This window comes from Citrobacter sp. C5_2 (assembly GCF_014596845.2).
Classification (GTDB): Bacteria; Pseudomonadota; Gammaproteobacteria; order Enterobacterales; family Enterobacteriaceae; genus Citrobacter; species Citrobacter werkmanii.
This window is the reverse complement of record NZ_CP115032.1, coordinates 5,009,979-5,032,094: the sequence shown is the minus strand read 5'-3', so window position 1 is coordinate 5,032,094 and position 22,116 is coordinate 5,009,979. Positions and strand designations below refer to the sequence as shown.

General features: G+C 53.1%; 16 protein-coding genes, 3 tRNA genes and 3 rRNA genes. 15 read left to right on the top strand and 7 right to left on the bottom strand.

The window, feature by feature from the left end:
* Window positions 1-705: a FadR/GntR family transcriptional regulator gene (locus ICA20_RS24400; RefSeq protein WP_038635812.1), complete on the bottom strand. Its 705-nt coding sequence runs from the start codon at window positions 703-705 to the stop codon at window positions 1-3.
* 454 nt (window positions 706-1,159) lie between these two features.
* Between ICA20_RS24400 and ICA20_RS24395 the strand changes: the two genes are divergently transcribed.
* From ICA20_RS24395 to ICA20_RS24370, 6 genes are all read left to right on the top strand, one after another.
* Window positions 1,160-2,699 (top strand): 16S ribosomal RNA (locus ICA20_RS24395).
* A gap of 85 nt (window positions 2,700-2,784) precedes the next feature.
* Window positions 2,785-2,860, top strand: a tRNA-Glu gene (locus ICA20_RS24390).
* A 209-nt stretch (window positions 2,861-3,069) separates the two neighbouring features.
* Window positions 3,070-5,974: ribosomal RNA gene (locus tag ICA20_RS24385) — 23S ribosomal RNA — on the top strand.
* A gap of 98 nt (window positions 5,975-6,072) precedes the next feature.
* Window positions 6,073-6,188 (top strand): 5S ribosomal RNA (gene rrf, locus ICA20_RS24380).
* The 16S, 23S and 5S rRNA genes sit together here with 3 tRNA genes alongside, the layout of an rRNA operon.
* Window positions 6,189-6,242: 54 nt before the next feature.
* Window positions 6,243-6,319, top strand: a tRNA-Asp gene (locus tag ICA20_RS24375).
* 52 nt (window positions 6,320-6,371) lie between these two features.
* Window positions 6,372-6,447 (top strand) — tRNA-Trp (locus tag ICA20_RS24370).
* 99 nt (window positions 6,448-6,546) lie between these two features.
* Here ICA20_RS24370 and hdfR read toward each other — a convergent pair.
* Window positions 6,547-7,392, bottom strand: a complete 846-nt coding sequence (gene hdfR / locus ICA20_RS24365) for an HTH-type transcriptional regulator HdfR (RefSeq protein WP_087856748.1) — start codon at window positions 7,390-7,392, stop codon at window positions 6,547-6,549.
* 106 nt (window positions 7,393-7,498) lie between these two features.
* Between hdfR and maoP the strand changes: the two genes are divergently transcribed.
* Window positions 7,499-7,837, top strand: coding sequence for a macrodomain Ori organization protein MaoP (gene maoP / locus ICA20_RS24360; RefSeq protein WP_003018025.1), 339 nt, complete (start codon window positions 7,499-7,501; stop codon window positions 7,835-7,837).
* Window positions 7,838-7,862: 25 nt separating this feature from the next.
* On the opposite strand, the gene ICA20_RS24355 is transcribed toward maoP, so the two are convergent.
* Window positions 7,863-9,383: a YifB family Mg chelatase-like AAA ATPase gene (locus ICA20_RS24355; protein WP_038634615.1), complete on the bottom strand. Its 1,521-nt coding sequence runs from the start codon at window positions 9,381-9,383 to the stop codon at window positions 7,863-7,865.
* A gap of 352 nt (window positions 9,384-9,735) precedes the next feature.
* On the opposite strand from ICA20_RS24355, the gene ilvL reads away from it, so the two are divergent.
* The 6 genes from ilvL to ilvA all read left to right on the top strand — a co-directional run bounded on the left by ilvL (window position 9,736) and on the right by ilvA (window position 16,386).
* The gene (gene ilvL, locus ICA20_RS24350) at window positions 9,736-9,834 is read left to right on the top strand and encodes an ilv operon leader peptide (RefSeq protein WP_001311244.1); all 99 of its coding nucleotides are present in this window, start codon (window positions 9,736-9,738) and stop codon (window positions 9,832-9,834) included.
* 139 nt (window positions 9,835-9,973) lie between these two features.
* Window positions 9,974-11,620, top strand: coding sequence for an acetolactate synthase 2 catalytic subunit (gene ilvG / locus ICA20_RS24345; RefSeq protein WP_038634612.1), 1,647 nt, complete (start codon window positions 9,974-9,976; stop codon window positions 11,618-11,620).
* Window positions 11,617-11,880, top strand: coding sequence for an acetolactate synthase 2 small subunit (ilvM, locus tag ICA20_RS24340; protein ID WP_038634609.1), 264 nt, complete (start codon window positions 11,617-11,619; stop codon window positions 11,878-11,880). The genes ilvG and ilvM overlap by 4 nt, the downstream gene beginning before the upstream one ends.
* A 17-nt stretch (window positions 11,881-11,897) precedes the next feature.
* Window positions 11,898-12,827, top strand: coding sequence for a branched-chain amino acid transaminase (locus tag ICA20_RS24335; RefSeq protein ID WP_003829030.1), 930 nt, complete (start codon window positions 11,898-11,900; stop codon window positions 12,825-12,827).
* A gap of 158 nt (window positions 12,828-12,985) precedes the next feature.
* Entirely contained in the window at window positions 12,986-14,836 is a 1,851-nt protein-coding gene (ilvD, locus tag ICA20_RS24330) for a dihydroxy-acid dehydratase (RefSeq protein ID WP_038634606.1), read from the top strand.
* A 5-nt stretch (window positions 14,837-14,841) separates the two neighbouring features.
* On the top strand, window positions 14,842-16,386 hold the full coding sequence (ilvA, locus tag ICA20_RS24325; protein ID WP_038642902.1) for a threonine ammonia-lyase, biosynthetic: 1,545 nt from the start codon (window positions 14,842-14,844) through the stop codon (window positions 16,384-16,386).
* A 62-nt stretch (window positions 16,387-16,448) separates the two neighbouring features.
* Here the strand turns inward: ilvA and fabV are convergent, their stop codons facing one another.
* Entirely contained in the window at window positions 16,449-17,642 is a 1,194-nt protein-coding gene (gene fabV / locus ICA20_RS24320) for an enoyl-ACP reductase FabV (protein ID WP_038634603.1), read from the bottom strand.
* 175 nt (window positions 17,643-17,817) lie between these two features.
* Window positions 17,818-18,720: an HTH-type transcriptional activator IlvY gene (gene ilvY / locus ICA20_RS24315; protein WP_038634600.1), complete on the bottom strand. Its 903-nt coding sequence runs from the start codon at window positions 18,718-18,720 to the stop codon at window positions 17,818-17,820.
* Between the two features lie 277 nt (window positions 18,721-18,997).
* On the opposite strand from ilvY, the gene ilvC reads away from it, so the two are divergent.
* Window positions 18,998-20,473 carry a ketol-acid reductoisomerase gene (gene ilvC / locus ICA20_RS24310; protein WP_038634598.1) on the top strand — a complete coding sequence of 492 codons (1,476 nt, stop codon included), beginning with the start codon at window positions 18,998-19,000 and terminating at the stop codon, window positions 20,471-20,473.
* A gap of 131 nt (window positions 20,474-20,604) precedes the next feature.
* Here ilvC and ppiC (ICA20_RS24305) read toward each other — a convergent pair whose 3' ends face one another.
* Both ppiC (ICA20_RS24305) and ppiC (ICA20_RS24300) read right to left on the bottom strand, forming a co-directional pair.
* On the bottom strand, window positions 20,605-20,886 hold the full coding sequence (gene ppiC, locus ICA20_RS24305) for a peptidylprolyl isomerase PpiC (RefSeq protein ID WP_003017999.1): 282 nt from the start codon (window positions 20,884-20,886) through the stop codon (window positions 20,605-20,607).
* A 49-nt stretch (window positions 20,887-20,935) separates the two neighbouring features.
* The gene (ppiC, locus tag ICA20_RS24300; protein ID WP_038634595.1) at window positions 20,936-21,217 is read right to left on the bottom strand and encodes a peptidylprolyl isomerase PpiC; all 282 of its coding nucleotides are present in this window, start codon (window positions 21,215-21,217) and stop codon (window positions 20,936-20,938) included.
* A 194-nt stretch (window positions 21,218-21,411) separates the two neighbouring features.
* Here ppiC (ICA20_RS24300) and ICA20_RS24295 point away from each other — a divergent pair, with 194 nt between their 5' ends.
* Window positions 21,412-22,116 carry a Crp/Fnr family transcriptional regulator gene (locus ICA20_RS24295; protein ID WP_038634592.1) on the top strand — a complete coding sequence of 235 codons (705 nt, stop codon included), beginning with the start codon at window positions 21,412-21,414 and terminating at the stop codon, window positions 22,114-22,116.

Here is a 22,116-nt window from a genome sequence, read left to right as displayed (position 1 = left end):
TTATTTATCCGGTAGCACGTTCGGTGCTATCAGCAATGCCTGACAGGCGGTGAAGGCGCGATCGCCATCGCTATCTTCTATCGCATCGACAATGGCCTGATGCAAATCCAGCTTCACCACATCGTTATAGGTAATAGAGGTAAAGTAGGTCTGGTAGACGGAATGGAACAGTGATGCAAAGGAGATAAGGAACGGATTCGCACTCATTTCATAGATGTGCTCATGCCAGGCGATATCAACTTCTATCCAACGCTCGCGCCGGAAATTTCTTTTCAGCTCGACCATCTCTTCCATCAGTGTATTGAGATGCGCTTTTTGTTCTGCCGTACCGATAGTCGCCGCCAGTAAACAGGCCTGAGGCTCCAGACTGATGCGCATCACCAGAAAATGTTTTATGACCTGAGGGAAATTATCTTCCGTCATCCACCAGGTAAGCAGCTCCTGGTCGAGGAAGTTCCAGTTTGCCTGAGGCATGACGCGAGTGCCAATACGCGGGCGCGGTAATACCATACCTTTTGCCGTTAACGTTTTTACCGCTTCTCTTACTGCGGTACGACTCACGCCAAACTGATCGCCCAGCTCTATTTCACCGGGCAGGATAGCTCCCGGCGCATATTCACCTTTTAAGATTCGCTGAGCTAACTTTTCGGCCAGAACGTAGGACAGATTCTTCTGTGCGGCTAGCTGTTGGGCATTTAAAGGCATGAATGTTATTCCTTACTCTTTCTCTTATTCATTAGTATGCCACCAGGTAGTGTGATTGCGGCTGCAAAAACGGCAAATTGCTTATTTTATGGCATGTTAATGGTTGTTTTGGTGAAAAAATGTGCATTCGGAAAGTTATTTTGAATTTCCCCTTGTCAGCCTGAAATAACTCCCTATAATGCGCCTCCACTGACACGGAACAACGGATTACACGCCGCCGGGTCAGCGGAGAAAAGCGTAAATAAACGCTTGACTCTGAAGCGGGATAGCGTAATATGCACACCCCGCGCCGCTGAGAAAAAGCGAAGCGGCACTGCTCTTTAATAATTTATCAGACAATCTGTGTGGGCACTCGAGGATACGGATTCTTAACGTCGCAAGACGAAAAATGAATACCAAGTCTCTGAGTGAACACGTAATTCATTACGAAGTTTAATTCACGAGCATCAAACTTAAATTGAAGAGTTTGATCATGGCTCAGATTGAACGCTGGCGGCAGGCCTAACACATGCAAGTCGAACGGTAGCACAGAGAGCTTGCTCTCGGGTGACGAGTGGCGGACGGGTGAGTAATGTCTGGGAAACTGCCCGATGGAGGGGGATAACTACTGGAAACGGTAGCTAATACCGCATAATGTCGCAAGACCAAAGAGGGGGACCTTCGGGCCTCTTGCCATCGGATGTGCCCAGATGGGATTAGCTAGTAGGTGGGGTAACGGCTCACCTAGGCGACGATCCCTAGCTGGTCTGAGAGGATGACCAGCCACACTGGAACTGAGACACGGTCCAGACTCCTACGGGAGGCAGCAGTGGGGAATATTGCACAATGGGCGCAAGCCTGATGCAGCCATGCCGCGTGTATGAAGAAGGCCTTCGGGTTGTAAAGTACTTTCAGCGAGGAGGAAGGCGTTGTGGTTAATAACCACAGCGATTGACGTTACTCGCAGAAGAAGCACCGGCTAACTCCGTGCCAGCAGCCGCGGTAATACGGAGGGTGCAAGCGTTAATCGGAATTACTGGGCGTAAAGCGCACGCAGGCGGTCTGTCAAGTCGGATGTGAAATCCCCGGGCTCAACCTGGGAACTGCATCCGAAACTGGCAGGCTAGAGTCTTGTAGAGGGGGGTAGAATTCCAGGTGTAGCGGTGAAATGCGTAGAGATCTGGAGGAATACCGGTGGCGAAGGCGGCCCCCTGGACAAAGACTGACGCTCAGGTGCGAAAGCGTGGGGAGCAAACAGGATTAGATACCCTGGTAGTCCACGCCGTAAACGATGTCGACTTGGAGGTTGTGCCCTTGAGGCGTGGCTTCCGGAGCTAACGCGTTAAGTCGACCGCCTGGGGAGTACGGCCGCAAGGTTAAAACTCAAATGAATTGACGGGGGCCCGCACAAGCGGTGGAGCATGTGGTTTAATTCGATGCAACGCGAAGAACCTTACCTACTCTTGACATCCAGAGAACTTAGCAGAGATGCTTTGGTGCCTTCGGGAACTCTGAGACAGGTGCTGCATGGCTGTCGTCAGCTCGTGTTGTGAAATGTTGGGTTAAGTCCCGCAACGAGCGCAACCCTTATCCTTTGTTGCCAGCGGTCCGGCCGGGAACTCAAAGGAGACTGCCAGTGATAAACTGGAGGAAGGTGGGGATGACGTCAAGTCATCATGGCCCTTACGAGTAGGGCTACACACGTGCTACAATGGCATATACAAAGAGAAGCGACCTCGCGAGAGCAAGCGGACCTCATAAAGTATGTCGTAGTCCGGATTGGAGTCTGCAACTCGACTCCATGAAGTCGGAATCGCTAGTAATCGTGGATCAGAATGCCACGGTGAATACGTTCCCGGGCCTTGTACACACCGCCCGTCACACCATGGGAGTGGGTTGCAAAAGAAGTAGGTAGCTTAACCTTCGGGAGGGCGCTTACCACTTTGTGATTCATGACTGGGGTGAAGTCGTAACAAGGTAACCGTAGGGGAACCTGCGGTTGGATCACCTCCTTACCTTAAAGAAACGTTCTTTGCAGTGCTCACACAGATTGTCTGATGAAAAGTGAATAGCAAGGCGTCTTGCGATTGAGACTTCAGTGTCCCCTTCGTCTAGAGGCCCAGGACACCGCCCTTTCACGGCGGTAACAGGGGTTCGAATCCCCTAGGGGACGCCACTTGCTGGTTCGTGAGTGAAAGACGCGTACCCTGATATCTCAAAACTGACTTGCGAGTCATGTTTGAGATATTTGCTCTTTAAAAATCTGGATCAAGCTGAAAATTGAAACGACACACTGTGTCTGTTCTCCGTAATAAGAACAGATAAATGGTGTGTTCGAGTCTCTCAAATTTTCGCAATCAGAAGTGAAACATCTTCGGGTTGTGAGGTTAAGCGACTAAGCGTACACGGTGGATGCCCTGGCAGTCAGAGGCGATGAAGGACGTGCTAATCTGCGATAAGCGCCGGTAAGGTGATATGAACCGTTATAACCGGCGATTTCCGAATGGGGAAACCCAGTGTGATTCGTCACACTATCGTTAACTGAATACATAGGTTAACGAAGCGAACCGGGGGAACTGAAACATCTAAGTACCCCGAGGAAAAGAAATCAACCGAGATTCCCCCAGTAGCGGCGAGCGAACGGGGAGCAGCCCAGAGTCTGAATCAGCATGTGTGTTAGTGGAACGGTCTGGAAAGTCCGACGGTACAGGGTGATAGTCCCGTACACAAAAATGCACAGGTTGTGAACTCGAAGAGTAGGGCGGGACACGTGGTATCCTGTCTGAATATGGGGGGACCATCCTCCAAGGCTAAATACTCCTGACTGACCGATAGTGAACCAGTACCGTGAGGGAAAGGCGAAAAGAACCCCGGCGAGGGGAGTGAAAAAGAACCTGAAACCGTGTACGTACAAGCAGTGGGAGCACCTTCGGGTGTGACTGCGTACCTTTTGTATAATGGGTCAGCGACTTATATTCTGTAGCAAGGTTAACCGTATAGGGGAGCCGAAGGGAAACCGAGTCTTAACTGGGCGTTAAGTTGCAGGGTATAGACCCGAAACCCGGTGATCTAGCCATGGGCAGGTTGAAGGTTGGGTAACACTAACTGGAGGACCGAACCGACTAATGTTGAAAAATTAGCGGATGACTTGTGGCTGGGGGTGAAAGGCCAATCAAACCGGGAGATAGCTGGTTCTCCCCGAAAGCTATTTAGGTAGCGCCTCGTGAATTCATCTTCGGGGGTAGAGCACTGTTTCGGCTAGGGGGTCATCCCGACTTACCAACCCGATGCAAACTGCGAATACCGAAGAATGTTATCACGGGAGACACACGGCGGGTGCTAACGTCCGTCGTGAAGAGGGAAACAACCCAGACCGCCAGCTAAGGTCCCAAAGTCATGGTTAAGTGGGAAACGATGTGGGAAGGCACAGACAGCCAGGATGTTGGCTTAGAAGCAGCCATCATTTAAAGAAAGCGTAATAGCTCACTGGTCGAGTCGGCCTGCGCGGAAGATGTAACGGGGCTAAACCATGCACCGAAGCTGCGGCAGCGACACTATGTGTTGTTGGGTAGGGGAGCGTTCTGTAAGCCGTTGAAGGTGGCCTGTGAGGGTTGCTGGAGGTATCAGAAGTGCGAATGCTGACATAAGTAACGATAATGCGGGTGAAAAACCCGCACGCCGGAAGACCAAGGGTTCCTGTCCAACGTTAATCGGGGCAGGGTGAGTCGACCCCTAAGGCGAGGCCGAAAGGCGTAGTCGATGGGAAACAGGTTAATATTCCTGTACTTGGTGTTACTGCGAAGGGGGGACGGAGAAGGCTATGTCGGCCGGGCGACGGTTGTCCCGGTTTAAGCATGTAGGCGGAGGTTCCAGGTAAATCCGGTACCTTTTAACGCTGAGGTGTGATGACGAGGCACTACGGTGCTGAAGTGACAAATGCCCTGCTTCCAGGAAAAGCCTCTAAGCATCAGGTAACATCAAATCGTACCCCAAACCGACACAGGTGGTCAGGTAGAGAATACCAAGGCGCTTGAGAGAACTCGGGTGAAGGAACTAGGCAAAATGGTGCCGTAACTTCGGGAGAAGGCACGCTGATAGGTAGGTGAAGTGATTTACTCATGGAGCTGAAATCAGTCGAAGATACCAGCTGGCTGCAACTGTTTATTAAAAACACAGCACTGTGCAAACACGAAAGTGGACGTATACGGTGTGACGCCTGCCCGGTGCCGGAAGGTTAATTGATGGGGTTATCCGTAAGGAGAAGCTCTTGATCGAAGCCCCGGTAAACGGCGGCCGTAACTATAACGGTCCTAAGGTAGCGAAATTCCTTGTCGGGTAAGTTCCGACCTGCACGAATGGCGTAATGATGGCCAGGCTGTCTCCACCCGAGACTCAGTGAAATTGAACTCGCTGTGAAGATGCAGTGTACCCGCGGCAAGACGGAAAGACCCCGTGAACCTTTACTATAGCTTGACACTGAACACTGGTCCTTGATGTGTAGGATAGGTGGGAGGCTTTGAAGTGTGGACGCCAGTCTGCATGGAGCCGTCCTTGAAATACCACCCTTTAATGGCTGGTGTTCTAACGTGGGCCCGTAATCCGGGTTGCGGACAGTGTCTGGTGGGTAGTTTGACTGGGGCGGTCTCCTCCCAAAGAGTAACGGAGGAGCACGAAGGTTAGCTAATCCTGGTCGGACATCAGGAGGTTAGTGCAAAGGCATAAGCTAGCTTGACTGCGAGAGTGACGGCTCGAGCAGGTGCGAAAGCAGGTCTTAGTGATCCGGTGGTTCTGAATGGAAGGGCCATCGCTCAACGGATAAAAGGTACTCCGGGGATAACAGGCTGATACCGCCCAAGAGTTCATATCGACGGCGGTGTTTGGCACCTCGATGTCGGCTCATCACATCCTGGGGCTGAAGTAGGTCCCAAGGGTATGGCTGTTCGCCATTTAAAGTGGTACGCGAGCTGGGTTTAGAACGTCGTGAGACAGTTCGGTCCCTATCTGCCGTGGGCGCTGGAGAATTGAGGGGGGCTGCTCCTAGTACGAGAGGACCGGAGTGGACGCATCACTGGTGTTCGGGTTGTCATGCCAATGGCACTGCCCGGTAGCTAAATGCGGAAGAGATAAGTGCTGAAAGCATCTAAGCACGAAACTTGCCCCGAGATGAGTTCTCCCTGAGACTTAGAGTCTCCTGAAGGAACGTTGAAGACGACGACGTTGATAGGTCGGGTGTGTAAGTGTAGCGATACATTGAGCTAACCGATACTAATGAACCGTGAGGCTTAACCTTACAACGCCGAAGGTGTTTTGGCGGATTTGAGAAGACAGATTTTCAGCCTGATACAGATAAGATTAACCGGCAAAAAGCGGGTTAATAAACAGAATTTGCCTGGCGGCTGTAGCGCGGTGGTCCCACCTGACCCCATGCCGAACTCAGAAGTGAAACGCCGTAGCGCCGATGGTAGTGTGAGGTCTCCCCATGCGAGAGTAGGGAACTGCCAGGCATCAAATTGCAGTAAACCGGGATGAAAATCCGGGTGGTGACAAAGAAATTCGGTGGAGCGGTAGTTCAGTTGGTTAGAATACCTGCCTGTCACGCAGGGGGTCGCGGGTTCGAGTCCCGTCCGTTCCGCCACTTATTAGAAAATTAAGCCTGCTATTAAGCAGGCTTAATGATAAAAAAATTTAGGGGCGTAGCTCAGTTGGTAGAGCACCGGTCTCCAAAACCGGGTGTCGCGAGTTCGAGTCTCTCCGCCCCTGCCAGAAACAATCCTTAGCATCCTTGCTAAGGATTTTTTTTATCTGCAATTTGAGCTGTGCCTTTCTGCTGTATTACTTCCGGCATCCTTGCCAGTGCTTTCTTTAATCTTCCAGAATACTTGTTCTTAGCAGATCGCAAATAAGTGCATGTTTGTCGCTGTTTTGCAGCCAGACGGCATATAAAGGACGTGACAGCGTTGTGCTGTCGGTAACCGTGTGTAGATCGCTTTTGGCTTTAGCCCAGTTAACGGGCAACCAACTAAAGCCCTTAAGGACAGAAAGTTGCTGCCTGGCCAGTTCTGCCGAACTGGTGGTAAGTACCGGCACTTCATCCCCCGCGATCAGTCCTGCTTCGTGTTGTTGAAAATCGGGTCCCCATTCCAGGCGTAGGTAATTCAGTTCATCTTTGGTTTGTGAAGGTGAACTGCAATAGAGCGCCAGCGTAAAATATCCCAACAGTTGGCTGCTAAATTCGTCCATTTTGGGCGTTTCGGTGGTGATCAGCAGATCAAGCTGTCGTTCATGTAGCTGCTTTACTAACGACTGCCGTTGAGCGATTCTCGCTTCAAACTGCAGGCTGGTTTGTGGTTCCTGTGACTGATACAAACGCCTTAACCAGTCATTAAGCATACATTCCCAAAGGGATGCGCTGGCACCAATTGAAAACTCGTTATGCCGCGAGGTATTCGCGACCTCCTTGCGCGCTGCTTGCCATGTGTTCATCAGCGTTTCAGCGTAAGGCAATAATTTCTCACCCGCCGCGGTTAAACGGATATTGTTTCTGTGTCGGGTGAATAGATTTACACCCAATTGATTTTCCAGTTGTCTGATCCGAAAACTAACCGCCGATTGGGTCAAATAGAGCGCTTCAGCAGCCCTGCCAAAGTGGCGTGTCCGGCTAACCTCCAGGAAAGTTTTTAACAATTCCGTATCCACAACTCGCTCCATAAAATTATTTGTCGTGATGATTTAAATCTTTTGTTTGACGCTCTGTCAAGCGTAACTAATACTCCGCGCCATAAATAGCTCGGCCAAAGAATTAGGAGCGTGCAGGATGGCGGAAAGCTTTACGACGACTAATCGATATTTCGACAATAAATATTATCCCCGCGGATTCTCCCGTCATGGTGATTTCACCATTAAAGAAGCACAACTGCTTGAGCGTCACGGTTATGCTTTCAACGAGCTGGATCTGGGCAAACGTGAGCCGGTAACGGAAGAAGAAAAACTGTTTGTTGCGGTTTGCCGTGGTGAACGTGAACCGGTTACCGAAGCCGAACGCGTGTGGTCTAAGTATATGACGCGTATTAAGCGTCCAAAACGTTTCCATACGTTGTCTGGTGGGAAACCTCAGGTGGAAGGTGCAGAAGACTACACCGAATCTGATGATTAATAAAAAAAGGGCGAAAGCCCTTTTTTTATGTCAGTAGTTTCTGCAAATGAATGAGTAACCTGTCTATCGCCCTATACCCAACGGCCTCCTGCAAGTGCTGACGGGTAATATGATCACATTGCTCGAGATCCGCGATGGTTCGGGCGACCTTTATCAATCGCAGCCAGGCGCGGATAGACAATCCGAGATGCGCTAATGTCTCTTCAAGCCACTGCGCATCATCACTGCGAAGTCGGCAATATTCATGTATATCCTGACTGTCCAGATGCGCGTTTAACTTATTTTGCCGCCGATACTGACGCTCTTGTGCGGCGATAACGCGTTGCTTCACCGTTGCGCTATCTTCCCCTTTCATCGCACTCTGGCTGAGTATGCCGGGCGGAGGCAAAGGGATTTCGAGGGAGAGATCGAAACGGTCAAGAAACGGTCCTGATAATCGATTGAGGTAACGCAGCGTCTGCTCTGGGGTGCAGCGGTTATGGTTCCCCTGATAATGACCCGTTGGGCTTGGATTCATTGCAGCAATGAGTTGAAAGCGTGCAGGGTAGGTTATTTTAGCCCGAGTGCGGGATAAATGGATCTGCCCGGACTCGATAGGTTCACGCAGGGCATCCAACGTGCGTCGCTCAAACTCAGGTAATTCATCCAGAAATAGTATGCCGTTATGCGCCAGAGAGATCTCTCCCGGCGCAGGAATAGACCCGCCACCTACCATGGCGGTTAATGAAGCACTGTGATGCGGTGAGCGAAAGGGGCGCTGCTTCCATTGTTTTTGTATCGTAGTGGAATTGACCAGGCTGAGTATCGCAGCACTTTCTAGTGCCTCATCGTTGCTGAGCGGCGGAAGTAGTCCTCTGAGGCGACTGGCCAGCATGGTCTTTCCCGTCCCCGGAGGGCCGATAAGCAGCAGGTTGTGACCGCCAGCCGCAGTGAGCTCCAACCCGCGTTTGCCTTGTTCCTGACCGATGACATCGCTCAGATCATCGGCTAATGGCTCTGGCGTGAAGTCTGCAGATAACGGTCTGTCTAAATCATGCTTCCCTTCGAGAAATGCGCATACGGACTGTAGGTGATCGGCAATCAGACACCCTTCACCATGTATCAGTCCAACTTCAGCGGCATTCTCTTTTGCGACAATAATTCTCCTGCCTGCTCGTATGGCTTCGGTTGCGCTTGAAATCGCTCCTGGAACGCCGCGTAGCGTGCCTGTAAGCGCTAATTCGCCTACCAGCTCGTAGGTATCGAGATTATGGGCTGTAAGCTGCTCAGAAGCGGCCAGAAGCGCAACTGCGATAGGTAAATCATATCGCCCTCCTTCTTTGGGAAGATCGGCAGGAGCGAGGTTAATGGTTATCTTCTTCGCCGGGAATTCATACCCACTATTAATAATCGCACTGCGAACCCGATCGCGGGCCTCTTTCACCGTTGTTTCTGGCAATCCCACCATGGTTAAACCAGGTAGACCATTGCTGATATGTACCTCAATGGTAATGGCTGGCGCATTCACGCCAAGCGCGGCGCGTGTATGAACAATCGATAGTGACATAACCCCTCCTGATGAAGGCATTATGCGGTAATGCATCACGGCAAAATTTAACTTTATCGCGGATTTTAGGTGCTGATTCACGTATTTTTCTGCAAATTAAATCTTTTGCATGAAACCAGGGATAACGCTCGCAAACGTATTTATGAGGTGTTGTCGCGGGGGAGTGTGTGCTCAAGCATGACCTGAAACGTGAAATATTTTCATTTTTTAATTTTTTATATAAAAAACAAGGCGATTTATCAAAACCGTTACCGGGGTCAGAAAAACGAATAAAAAAAATTCTTGTGTTATTTGCAAATTCTATGGTAACTCTTTAGGTATTCCTTCGAACAAGATGCAAGAAAATATAAAAATGACAGCCCTTCTACGAGTGATTAGCCTGGTCGTGATTAGCGTGGTGGTGATTATTATCCCACCGTGCGGGGCTGCACTTGGACGAGGAAAGGCTTAGAAAACAAGCCTTAACGAACTAAGACCCCCGCACCGAAAGGTCCGGGGGTTTTTTTTGACCTTAAAAACATACACGAGGAGCAGAAAGTGAACGGTAGCATAAAATTCTGTTTCTCAAGATTTACGGCGGGGATGTAACTATGAATGGGGCACAGTGGGTGGTACATGCGTTGCGTGCACAAGGGGTTCAAACCGTCTTTGGTTATCCCGGTGGCGCAATTATGCCGGTTTATGATGCGTTATATGACGGCGGCGTAGAACACCTGTTGTGTCGACATGAGCAGGGCGCGGCGATGGCGGCGATTGGTTATGCTCGTGCTACGGGTAAAACCGGTGTTTGTATCGCTACGTCCGGCCCAGGCGCGACCAACCTGATCACCGGTCTTGCCGATGCGCTGTTAGATTCTGTCCCCGTTGTGGCGATCACCGGCCAGGTTGCATCACCTTTCATCGGAACGGATGCGTTCCAGGAAGTGGACGTTCTCGGTATGTCTCTGTCTTGCACCAAGCACAGTTTCCTGGTGCAGTCACTGGAGGAACTGCCGCGCATCATGGCAGAAGCTTTCGACGTGGCGAACTCTGGTCGTCCGGGCCCCGTTCTGGTCGATATCCCAAAAGATATCCAGTTAGCCAGCGGTACGCTGGAACCGTATTTCACGACCGTCGGAAACGTAGAGACTTTCCCACATGCTGACGTTGAGCAGGCGCGTAAAATGCTGGCTCAGGCGCAAAAACCCATCCTGTACGTAGGTGGTGGCGTGGGTATGGCGCAGGCGGTCTCTGCCCTGCGTGAGTTTATCGCGCTTACCCAAATACCGGTCGCTTGCACGCTGAAAGGCCTGGGCGCAGTAAACGCGGACTACCCGTACTATTTGGGCATGCTGGGAATGCACGGTACTAAGGCGGCGAATTTCGCGGTGCAAGAGAGTGATTTACTGATCGCAGTGGGCGCACGTTTTGATGACCGGGTAACCGGTAAGCTGAATACTTTCGCGCCTAACGCCAGCGTCATCCATATGGATATCGACCCGGCAGAAATGAATAAGCTGCGTCAGGCACACGTCGCGTTGCAGGGCGATTTAAATTCGCTGTTGCCGGCATTACAACAACCGCTGAAGATCGACGCATGGCGTCAGTCCTGTGCAGAGCTGCGCGCAGAACATGCCTGGCGCTATGATCATCCGGGTGACGCTATCTACGCGCCGCTGTTGTTAAAACAGCTGTCTGAACGCAAACCAGCAGATAGCGTGGTGACGACGGATGTTGGTCAGCATCAAATGTGGTCCGCGCAGCATATGACCTACACCCGCCCGGAAAATTTCATCACCTCCAGCGGTTTGGGTACGATGGGCTTTGGCCTGCCAGCTGCTGTTGGCGCGCAGGTGGCTCGTCCGAATGATACGGTAATCTGTATCTCCGGTGACGGTTCTTTCATGATGAATGTACAAGAACTGGGCACCGTAAAACGCAGGCAGTTGCCGCTGAAGATAGTCTTACTCGACAACCAGCGCTTGGGCATGGTGCGACAATGGCAGCAGCTGTTTTTCCAGGAACGTTATAGCGAAACCACCCTTACCGATAACCCCGATTTTCTCATGTTGGCCAGCGCCTTCGGCATACCTGGTCAGCACATCACCCGTAAAGACCAGGTTGAAGCGGCACTCGACACCATGCTGAACAGCGAGGGGCCATACCTGCTTCATGTCTCAATCGACGAACTTGAGAATGTCTGGCCTCTGGTGCCGCCTGGCGCCAGTAACTCAGAAATGCTGGAGAAATTATCATGATGCAACATCAGGTCGCCGTTGAGGCTCGTTTCAATCCGGAAACGTTAGAACGTGTTTTACGCGTGGTACGCCATCGTGGTTTTCAGGTGTGCTCCATGAATATGGCAGCCGCCAGCGATGCGCAGAATATAAATATCGAATTGACCGTTGCCAGCCCCCGGTCGGTCGACTTACTGTTTAGTCAGTTAAGTAAGCTGGTAGACGTTGCACATGTTGCTATCTGCCAGAGCACAACCACATCACAACAAATCCGCGCCTGAGCGCAAAAGGAAGAAAAATGACGACGAAAAAAGCTGATTACATTTGGTCTAATGGCGAGATGATTCGTTGGGAAGACGCGAAGGTTCACGTGATGTCCCACGCTCTGCACTACGGTACTTCTGTATTTGAAGGCATCCGTTGCTACGATTCTCACAAAGGGCCGGTGGTGTTCCGTCATCGTGAACATATGCAGCGTCTGCGTGATTCAGCCAAGATCTACCGTTTTCCGGTCTCTCAGAGCGTTGATGAGCTGATGGAAGCCTGCCGCGAAGTGATCCGCAAAAACAACCTGACCAGCGCCTATATTCGTCCGCTGGTATTTGTTGGCGATGTCGGGATGGGCGTTAACCCGCCAGCGGGTTACACCACTGATGTGATCATCGCCGCGTTCCCGTGGGGGGCATACCTCGGCGCAGAAGCGCTGGAACAGGGGATCGATGCGATGGTTTCTTCCTGGAACCGCGTTGCGCCGAACACCATCCCTACGGCTGCTAAAGCGGGCGGTAACTATCTGTCTTCGCTGCTGGTGGGTAGCGAAGCGCGTCGTCATGGTTATCAGGAAGGTATTGCGCTGGACGTGAATGGCTACATTTCCGAAGGCGCGGGCGAGAACCTGTTTGAAGTTAAAGATGGCATTCTGTTTACCCCGCCATTTACCTCTTCCGCGCTGCCGGGTATCACCCGTGATGCCATCATTAAACTGGCGAAAGATCTTGATATCGAAGTGCGTGAGCAGGTGCTGTCCCGTGAATCGCTGTACCTGGCCGACGAAGTGTTTATGTCCGGTACCGCGGCGGAAATCACGCCAGTACGCAGCGTAGATGGTATTCAGGTAGGCGAAGGCCGCTGCGGTCCGGTCACCAAACGCATCCAGCAGGCCTTCTTCGGCCTCTTTACCGGTGAAACGGAAGACAAATACGGCTGGTTGGATTCAGTAAACCAATAACAATATTAATATTTCCCCAAAATAATTCACGTTGCAGGAAGACGGCAACGCAGCAAGTCCCAGGAGCTTATTGTAGTAAGTGACTGGGGTGAGCGAGGCAGCCAACGCACCTGCGGCGTGAAGTATGCAGGGGAAAGACAGACGGGAGTTAAACAAGCATGCCTAAGTATCGTTCTGCCACCACCACCCACGGCCGCAATATGGCGGGTGCCCGCGCACTGTGGCGCGCCACCGGGATGACCGACGCCGACTTCGGTAAGCCGATTATCGCTGTGGTGAACTCCTTTACCCAGTTCGTGCCGGGTCACGTACACCTGCGCGATCTCGGTAAGCTGGTTGCCGAACAAATCGAAGCCTCAGGCGGTGTGGCGAAAGAGTTCAACACCATCGCGGTGGATGACGGTATCGCTATGGGCCACGGGGGCATGCTTTATTCACTGCCGTCCCGCGAACTGATCGCCGACTCCGTTGAGTACATGGTTAACGCCCACTGTGCCGACGCGATGGTCTGCATCTCCAACTGCGACAAAATCACCCCCGGGATGTTAATGGCCTCGCTGCGTCTTAATATTCCAGTGATCTTCGTCTCTGGCGGTCCGATGGAAGCCGGGAAAACCAAGCTTTCCGACAAAATCATCAAGCTCGACCTGGTTGACGCGATGATTCAGGGCGCAGACCCGAAAGTCTCCGACTCGCAGAGCGAGCAGGTTGAACGTTCCGCCTGTCCGACCTGCGGCTCCTGCTCCGGGATGTTCACCGCCAACTCGATGAACTGTCTGACCGAAGCGCTGGGCCTGTCACAACCGGGCAACGGCTCGCTATTGGCCACTCACGCCGACCGTAAAGAGCTGTTCCTCACCGCAGGTCAACGCATCGTTGAGCTGACCAAACGTTATTACGAGCAGGATGATGCCTCGGCGTTGCCGCGCAACATTGCCAGCAAAGCAGCGTTTGAGAATGCCATGACGCTGGATATCGCGATGGGTGGTTCCACTAACACCGTTCTGCATCTGCTGGCGGCGGCGCAGGAAGCGGAAATCGACTTCACCATGAGTGATATCGACAAGCTGTCTCGTAAAGTGCCGCAGCTGTGTAAAGTGGCGCCAAGTACGCAGAAATACCATATGGAAGACGTTCACCGCGCCGGCGGCGTCTTGGGCATTTTAGGTGAGCTGGATCGTGCTGGGCTGCTGAACCGCAACGTGAAAAACGTCCTTGGTCTCTCTCTGCCGCAGACGCTGGAGCAGTACGACATCGCCGTGACCCAGGATGAGGCGGTCAAAAAAATGTTCCGCGCTGGTCCGGCGGGTATCCGCACCACCCAGGCGTTCTCGCAGGATTGCCGTTGGGATACGCTGGATGACGATCGCGCCGAAGGCTGTATCCGCTCGCTGGAGCACGCTTACAGCAAGGATGGCGGTCTGGCGGTGCTGTACGGCAACTTCGCGGAAAATGGCTGTATCGTAAAAACCGCAGGTGTTGACGACAGTATTCTCAAATTTACCGGCCCGGCGAAAGTCTACGAAAGCCAGGACGAGGCGGTTGAGGCTATCCTCGGCGGTAAAGTGGTCGAAGGCGACGTGGTGGTGATTCGCTACGAAGGGCCGAAAGGCGGGCCGGGCATGCAGGAAATGCTCTACCCAACCACGTTCCTGAAATCAATGGGCCTCGGTAAAGCCTGTGCGCTGATCACCGATGGCCGCTTCTCCGGCGGCACCTCCGGCCTGTCTATCGGCCACGTTTCCCCGGAAGCGGCCAGCGGCGGCAACATCGCGATCATCGAAGACGGCGATATGATTGCTATCGATATCCCGAATCGCGGTATTCAACTGCAACTGAGTGATGCGGAAATCGCCGCCCGTCGTGAAGCGCAGGAAGCCCGCGGCGATCAGGCGTGGACGCCGAAGAACCGTGAGCGTCAGGTCTCCTTTGCCCTTCGCGCCTATGCCAGCCTGGCTACCAGTGCCGACAAAGGCGCGGTGCGCGATAAATCGAAACTGGGAGGTTAATGACCATGGCGGATTCACAACCCCTGTCCGGTGCCCCTGAGGGCGCCGAGTATCTCAGAGCGGTGCTGCGTGCGCCGGTATACGAAGCGGCGCAGGTAACGCCGCTACAAAAAATGGAAAAACTCTCTTCGCGCCTCGATAACGTGATTCTGGTCAAGCGCGAAGACAGACAGCCGGTGCACAGCTTCAAGCTGCGCGGGGCCTACGCGATGATGGCAGGCCTGACTGAAGAGCAAAAAGCGCATGGCGTCATTACCGCATCGGCAGGTAATCACGCCCAGGGTGTGGCTTTCTCCTCTGCGCGATTAGGCGTGAAGGCGCTGATTGTGATGCCGGTGGCGACCGCGGATATCAAAGTCGACGCCGTTCGCGGCTTCGGCGGTGAAGTTCTGCTGCACGGCGCGAATTTTGATGAAGCTAAAGCCAAAGCGATTGAGCTTTCCCGGCAGCAGGGCTTTACCTGGGTACCGCCGTTTGATCACCCGATGGTGATTGCCGGGCAGGGCACGCTGGCGCTGGAGTTACTTCAGCAGGATGCTCATCTTGACCGCGTCTTTGTGCCGGTGGGCGGTGGCGGGTTAGCGGCGGGCGTGGCGGTGCTGATTAAACAGCTGATGCCGCAGATCAAAGTGATCGCTGTCGAAGCCGAAGATTCAGCCTGCCTGAAAGCGGCGCTGGATGCCGGTCATCCGGTGGATCTGCCACGCGTAGGTCTCTTTGCTGAAGGTGTGGCGGTCAAACGCATCGGCGATGAAACCTTCCGTCTGTGCCAGGAGTATCTCGACGACATTATCACAGTCGATAGCGACGCTATCTGCGCGGCAATGAAAGACCTGTTTGAAGATGTACGCGCGGTGGCGGAACCTTCCGGGGCGCTGGCGCTGGCGGGGATGAAGAAATACATCGCCCAGCACAATATTCGCGGCGAACGTCTGGCGCATGTGCTGTCCGGCGCTAATGTGAACTTCCATGGTCTGCGCTACGTTTCCGAACGCTGCGAGCTGGGCGAACAGCGCGAGGCGCTACTGGCGGTGACGATTCCGGAAGAGAAGGGCAGCTTCCTAAAGTTCTGCCAACTGCTGGGCGGGCGTTCGGTGACCGAGTTCAACTACCGCTTTGCCGACGCCAAAGATGCCTGCATCTTCGTGGGCGTGCGGCTGAGCCGTGGCGTTGAGGAGCGCAAGGAAATCCTTAGCCTACTCAAAGACGGCGGTTACAGCGTAGTGGATCTGTCAGACGATGAAATGGCCAAGTTGCATGTGCGCTATATGGTCGGCGGCCGTCCTTCTAAGCCGTTGCAAGAGCGCCTTTATAGCTTTGAGTTCCCGGAATCGCCGGGCGCGCTGCTGAAGTTCCTCTACACCCTGGGAACGCACTGGAATATCTCGCTATTCCACTACCGTAGCCACGGTACCGACTATGGCCGTGTACTGGCGGCGTTTGAACTGGGCGAGAATGAACCGGACTTTGAAACCCGGCTCAATGAACTGGGCTATGAGTGCCACGACGAGACGAATAACCCGGCGTTCCGCTTCTTCCTCGCGGGCTAACGGCGGCCATAAAAAAAGGGTTCATGGAGACATGAACCCTTTTTTATATCTGAATCAGAGTATTACAGCGTGATGACTTCGAATTCGACTTCGGTGTTCACGTCCGCATCGTAATCCACACCGTCGAGGGCAAAACCGAACAGGTTCAGGAATTCCTGCTTGTAACCTGCATAGTCAGTTTCCTGCGTCAGGTTTTCGGTGGTGATCAGCGGCCACAGGTCGCGGCAGGCTTGCTGAATATCGTCACGCAGTTCCCAGTCATCCATACGGATGCGTTGATTGTCATCCAGCGCCACTTTATCGCCGTACAGGCTGGTGGTCATCAGACGGTTGATCTGCTCGATGCAACCTTCGTGAATGCCTTGCTCTTTCATCAGCTTGAAGACCATGGAGATGTACAGCGGCATCACCGGAATAGCAGAAGATGCCTGCGTGATAACCGATTTCAGGACGGCAACGTTAGCGGAACCGTTGAGCGGTGCCAGCTGCTTACGCAGTTCACCCGCCGCGCGGTCGAGGTCTTCTTTCGCTTTGCCCAGCGCGCCGTGCCAGTAGATTGGCCAGGTCAGGTCGGTACCGATGTAGGAATAAGCCACGGTTTTCACGCCGTCAGCCAGCACGCCTGCTTCGCTCAGCGCACCCATCCACAGTTCCCAGTCTTCGCCGCCCATGACGGTAACGGTGTTCTGAACTTCTTCTTCGGTTGCCGGCTCAATGCTGGCGGTGATGATCTGATCTTTGTTGGTATCAATCGCTTTAGAGGTGTAAACCTCGCCGATCGGCTTCAGCGCAGAACGAACGATTTCGCCTGTTTTCGGCATTTTACGCACCGGGGACGCCAGTGAGTAAACCACCAGGTCGATCTGGCCCAGATCTTCTTTGATCAGTTTGATAACTTCATCGCGGCACTCGTCAGAGAACGCGTCGCCGTTGATGCTTTTGGAGTACAGACCTTCACGCTTAGCGGCTTCATCGAAGGCGGCAGAGTTATACCAGCCCGCGGAACCTGGTTTGGTTTCCGTGCCCGGTTTTTCAAAAAATACGCCGATAGTGGCGGCACCGCTGCCAAAGGCGGCGGAAATTCTGGATGCCAGGCCGTAACCGGTGGAAGCACCGATCACCAGCACGCGGGAAGGACCGTTCTCAATTTTCCCGTTTTGCTTAACGTACTCGATCTGTTTTTCCACATTGACTTTGCAGCCAGTCGGATGGGTCGTTGTACAGATGAATCCACGAATTTTTGGTTTGATTATCATAATGATGGCTAATTAAGTTTGTATTTTCGCTGTCAAGTGCGCAATGACACCGTCTGTTCTGGCTTGCTTAACGACATGGTTAACAAGCCCCCCACATCTATTATGGCACGGGACATTATACAGAAAAGGAGTGCCAATACTGAATCTACCACTGATTTTAGGCCAGACGCTGGCGCTACTCGGCGATTTTGCGCTCCAGCACAATCTTCCAGAAGGCATCGATCAGCGGCTCATGCAGCCGCTTTTTCGGCGCGCAGACGCCCAGTTCAAACGGCGTTTTTTCGTCGCTGCGCTCTAAAATCATCACGCGATTGCGCACCGGTTCCGGGCTGTTTTCCAGCACCACTTCCGGCAGCAGCGCCACGCCGCAGCCTAGCGCCACCATCGAGACCATCGCTTCATGGCCGCCGACGGTGGCGTAAATCTGCGGGTTACTGATTTTGTGGCGACGGAACCACAGCTCAATGCGACGGCGCACCGGCCCCTGGTCGGCCATGATAAACGGCACGGTTGACCAGTCGGGCTTATCAACCGAAACCTGATTACGCACCGGGCAGGGCAGCGCCGGGGCGATCAGCACCACCGCCAGATTCTCCAGCATGGAAAACGCCACCGCGCCGGGCAGCGTTTCCGGCTTACCGGCAATCGCCAGATCGGCCTCGCCGGTGACCACTTTGTCCATGGCGTCGGCGGCGTCGCCGGTGGTGAGCTTAATTTCGACGGAGGGATGCTCGGCGCGAAAACGATCGAGGATCGGCGGCAGATGGCTATAAGCCGCCGTCACCGAACAGAAAATGTGCAGTTCACCAGAAAGTGATGGCCCCTGCTGATCGAGGGTGTGGCGCAGTTGCTGATACTGCAACAACGTTTGCTGGGCAAATACCCGCAGTTCTTCCCCTGCTTCGGTCAGCGTGACCGTGCGGTTATCACGCACAAACAGCGCCTGACCGAGGTCCTCTTCCAGCCGCTGAATTTGCCGGGAGAGCGTGGAGGGGCTGACGTGCATCGCCCGCGCGCTGCGGCCAAAGTGGCGGCTTTCCGCCAGATGCAGGAAGGTTTTCAGATCGCGTAAATCCACCTATTTCACCTCACGGTTCTATATTGCATAAATTGCAACGTAACGTTGTGAATATATCAATTTCCGCAATAAATTTCCTGTTGTAATGTGGGTACATTCTCGCTGAAACGCGAACCGAACAATATACTCGTCGTCTTTCAAGTTGCAGGCACGTTAGCTGCGTCAGCTCACCCCAGTCACTTACTTGAGTAAGCTCCCGGGGAATCGCTGTCTTGCCGCCTTCCTGTAACTCGAAATCCATAGAGTAACGACACACAACATCACGGAGTACACCATCATGGCTAACTACTTTAATACACTGAATCTGCGCCAGCAGCTGGCGCAGCTGGGTAAATGCCGCTTTATGGGCCGCGACGAATTCGCCGACGGCGCGAGCTACCTTCAGGGTAAAAAAGTGGTCATCGTCGGCTGTGGCGCTCAGGGTCTCAACCAGGGCCTGAACATGCGTGACTCCGGTCTGGATATCGCCTACGCCCTGCGTAAAGAAGCCATTGCTGAGAAGCGTGCTTCCTGGCGTAAAGCGACCGAAAACGGTTTTAAAGTGGGGACCTACGAAGAGCTGATCCCGCAGGCGGACCTGGTGGTTAACCTGACGCCGGACAAACAGCACTCTGACGTGGTGCGTTCCGTACAGCCGCTGATGAAAGATGGCGCGGCGCTGGGTTACTCTCACGGCTTCAACATCGTCGAAGTAGGCGAGCAGATCCGTAAAGATATCACCGTAGTGATGGTGGCGCCGAAATGCCCGGGTACCGAAGTGCGCGAAGAGTACAAACGTGGTTTCGGTGTTCCGACGCTGATCGCCGTTCACCCGGAAAACGATCCGAAAGGCGAAGGTATGGCGATTGCTAAAGCCTGGGCTGCGGCCACTGGCGGTCACCGTGCGGGCGTACTGGAATCTTCTTTCGTGGCGGAAGTGAAATCTGACCTGATGGGCGAGCAGACCATCCTGTGCGGCATGCTGCAGGCCGGTTCTCTGCTGTGCTTCGACAAGCTGGTGGCAGAAGGCACCGACCCGGCATACGCCGAAAAACTGATTCAGTTCGGCTGGGAAACTATCACCGAAGCGCTGAAGCAGGGTGGTATCACCCTGATGATGGACCGTCTGTCTAACCCGGCGAAACTGCGTGCTTACGCGCTGTCTGAACAGCTGAAAGAGATCATGGCGCCGCTGTTCCAGAAGCATATGGATGACATCATCTCCGGCGAATTCTCTTCCGGCATGATGGCTGACTGGGCCAACGACGATAAGAAACTGCTGACCTGGCGTGAAGAGACCGGCAAAACCGCGTTCGAAACCGCGCCGCAGTATGAAGGTAAAATCGGCGAGCAGGAGTACTTCGATAAAGGCGTGCTGATGATTGCGATGGTGAAAGCGGGCGTTGAGCTGGCGTTCGAAACCATGGTCGATTCCGGCATCATCGAAGAATCTGCTTACTACGAATCACTGCACGAACTGCCGCTGATTGCCAACACCATCGCCCGTAAGCGCCTGTATGAAATGAACGTCGTTATCTCCGATACCGCAGAATACGGTAACTACCTGTTCTCTTACGCTTGCGTACCGCTGCTGAAAGAGTTCATGACCACGCTGCAGACCGGCGATCTGGGCAAAGCGATTGCCGAAGGCGCGGTAGACAACGCGCAGCTGCGCGACGTGAACGACGCAATTCGCGGTCATGCTATCGAGAAAGTGGGCCAGAAACTGCGTGGCTACATGACTGATATGAAGCGCATTGCAGTAGCTGGATAAGAGGCTTCTGGAATCGCCGGATGGCGGCGTGAACGCCTTATCCGGCCTACAATAAAGTGACCATTATGTAGGCTGGATAAGCGTAGCGCCATCCGATAAAAAAGCCCGGTGTTTAAACACCGGGCTTTTTATTAGTTGCGGTACAGCACTTTAATGATGTGGTAACCGAACTGGGTGTGCAGCGGGCCGGTTGGCTCCAGCACCGGGCAGGAGAAGACCACTTTGTCGAACGCCGGCACCATCTGGCCCTGACGGAATTCACCTAAATCGCCGCCGCGTTTGCCCGATGGGCAGATGGAATGCTTCTTAGCCAGTTTGCCGAAGTCGGCGCCGTTTTTAATCTGCTCCAGAAGATCCAGTGCCAGTTTCTCTTCTTTTACAAGGATATGCACTGCTGCTGCTGTTTTTGCCATGATCGTGCCTTCAAAAGGGAATATATAAGGCTGGCGATTTTAGCATGGCTTATCGGCGATACAGCACCTTGATGATGTGATAGCCGAATTTGGTTTTGACCGGCCCGTAAGGTTTAAGCAGTGGGCAGCTAAACACGGCGGCATCAAATGGCCCGACCATCATCCCCTGTTTGAACTCACCCAAATCGCCGCCGTTGCGCCCGGATGGGCAGCGAGAGTAGCGTTTTGCCAGGTGATCGAAGCTAATACCGCGATCCAGCTTGCTCAGGATCTCCAGAGCAAGTTTTTCTTCTTTTACCAGGATGTGCAGGGCTGCCGCGCTCTTAGCCATTATTTTGTTCTCATGTCTCAAAGATATCTCGTTACTTTATCATCCGCCTTCGCCGTGAACATATACTCTTCGCCATCACGGGACAGATGTCTCGCCTGATGTATGGAAGCGAGAGATGAGCGACATTTTTATCTGTCCTGTTCCTTCTTGTCACGGACAGCCGTCCTGTCCCTACCGCTGTGGAGCGAGATAACATGGATACAATGAAAAAACCTGAATTTTCAGTCGGCTGGCTTTCCGGGCTTAGTGATATTGTTCGCGATCCACAGCTTTATGAATTACTGAAATATTGCCCTCTGGAAATCATGCAGCAATGGCGCTTTGAAGAGATCCCGCGTGGAGACTTTATTTGCCGGCAGGGGGAAATATGTCAGCGCTTTTCGCTGATTATTGCCGGCGAAGTGGATGTGTTCTATGAGGCTGAAGATGGACGTCGTTATCGTCAGGCCCGCTACCGGAAAGGCGACATGCTGGGCGAGCTCGAGATCTTTGAGTCACGTCATTACATCTGTTCGGTGGTGGCGGTAGGGCATGTGCAGCTCCTGAGTTTGTCGCAGGAATATTTTTGCCGCTGGCTGGCCTTAGATAACCATTTTAACCAGCGGATGCTGCGCTTCTTTAGTCAGCAATATTATCAGCTGTCAAAAAAGGCCAGCAGCGACAATCTTTACTCGCTGCATCAGCGAGTATGTCAGGCGTTATGGCTGCGTTATCAACAAGATGGCACCAACGCAATCTTGCTGGATAAGCTAAACCTCAGCGAGGAGCTGGCGGCGACGACCCGTAGTATTAATCGTATTTTACATGATCTGAAAGCGTTACAGATTATTGATACCGATGGTGAAAGCATTGTGTTGTTTGTCCCTGAAAAGTTAAAGCAGGAGGCTGATATCGGATAA

What these genes read in the sequence shown, in the direction of transcription:
- hdfR (WP_087856748.1), bottom strand. Translation starts at nt 7,392, where the DNA reads ATGGAGCGAGTTGTGGATACGGAATTGTTAAAAACTTTCCTGGAGGTT.
- ilvM (WP_038634609.1), top strand. Translation starts at nt 11,617, where the DNA reads ATGATGCAACATCAGGTCGCCGTTGAGGCTCGTTTCAATCCGGAAACG.
- ICA20_RS24400 (WP_038635812.1), bottom strand. Translation starts at nt 705, where the DNA reads ATGCCTTTAAATGCCCAACAGCTAGCCGCACAGAAGAATCTGTCCTAC.
- ppiC (WP_003017999.1), bottom strand. Translation starts at nt 20,886, where the DNA reads ATGGCAAAAACAGCAGCAGCAGTGCATATCCTTGTAAAAGAAGAGAAA.
- maoP (WP_003018025.1), top strand. Translation starts at nt 7,499, where the DNA reads ATGGCGGAAAGCTTTACGACGACTAATCGATATTTCGACAATAAATAT.
- ilvL (WP_001311244.1), top strand. Translation starts at nt 9,736, where the DNA reads ATGACAGCCCTTCTACGAGTGATTAGCCTGGTCGTGATTAGCGTGGTG.
- ICA20_RS24355 (WP_038634615.1), bottom strand. Translation starts at nt 9,383, where the DNA reads ATGTCACTATCGATTGTTCATACACGCGCCGCGCTTGGCGTGAATGCG.
- ppiC (WP_038634595.1), bottom strand. Translation starts at nt 21,217, where the DNA reads ATGGCTAAGAGCGCGGCAGCCCTGCACATCCTGGTAAAAGAAGAAAAA.
- ICA20_RS24295 (WP_038634592.1), top strand. Translation starts at nt 21,412, where the DNA reads ATGGATACAATGAAAAAACCTGAATTTTCAGTCGGCTGGCTTTCCGGG.
- ICA20_RS24335 (WP_003829030.1), top strand. Translation starts at nt 11,898, where the DNA reads ATGACGACGAAAAAAGCTGATTACATTTGGTCTAATGGCGAGATGATT.
- ilvC (WP_038634598.1), top strand. Translation starts at nt 18,998, where the DNA reads ATGGCTAACTACTTTAATACACTGAATCTGCGCCAGCAGCTGGCGCAG.
- ilvA (WP_038642902.1), top strand. Translation starts at nt 14,842, where the DNA reads ATGGCGGATTCACAACCCCTGTCCGGTGCCCCTGAGGGCGCCGAGTAT.
- ilvD (WP_038634606.1), top strand. Translation starts at nt 12,986, where the DNA reads ATGCCTAAGTATCGTTCTGCCACCACCACCCACGGCCGCAATATGGCG.
- ilvG (WP_038634612.1), top strand. Translation starts at nt 9,974, where the DNA reads ATGAATGGGGCACAGTGGGTGGTACATGCGTTGCGTGCACAAGGGGTT.
- fabV (WP_038634603.1), bottom strand. Translation starts at nt 17,642, where the DNA reads ATGATAATCAAACCAAAAATTCGTGGATTCATCTGTACAACGACCCAT.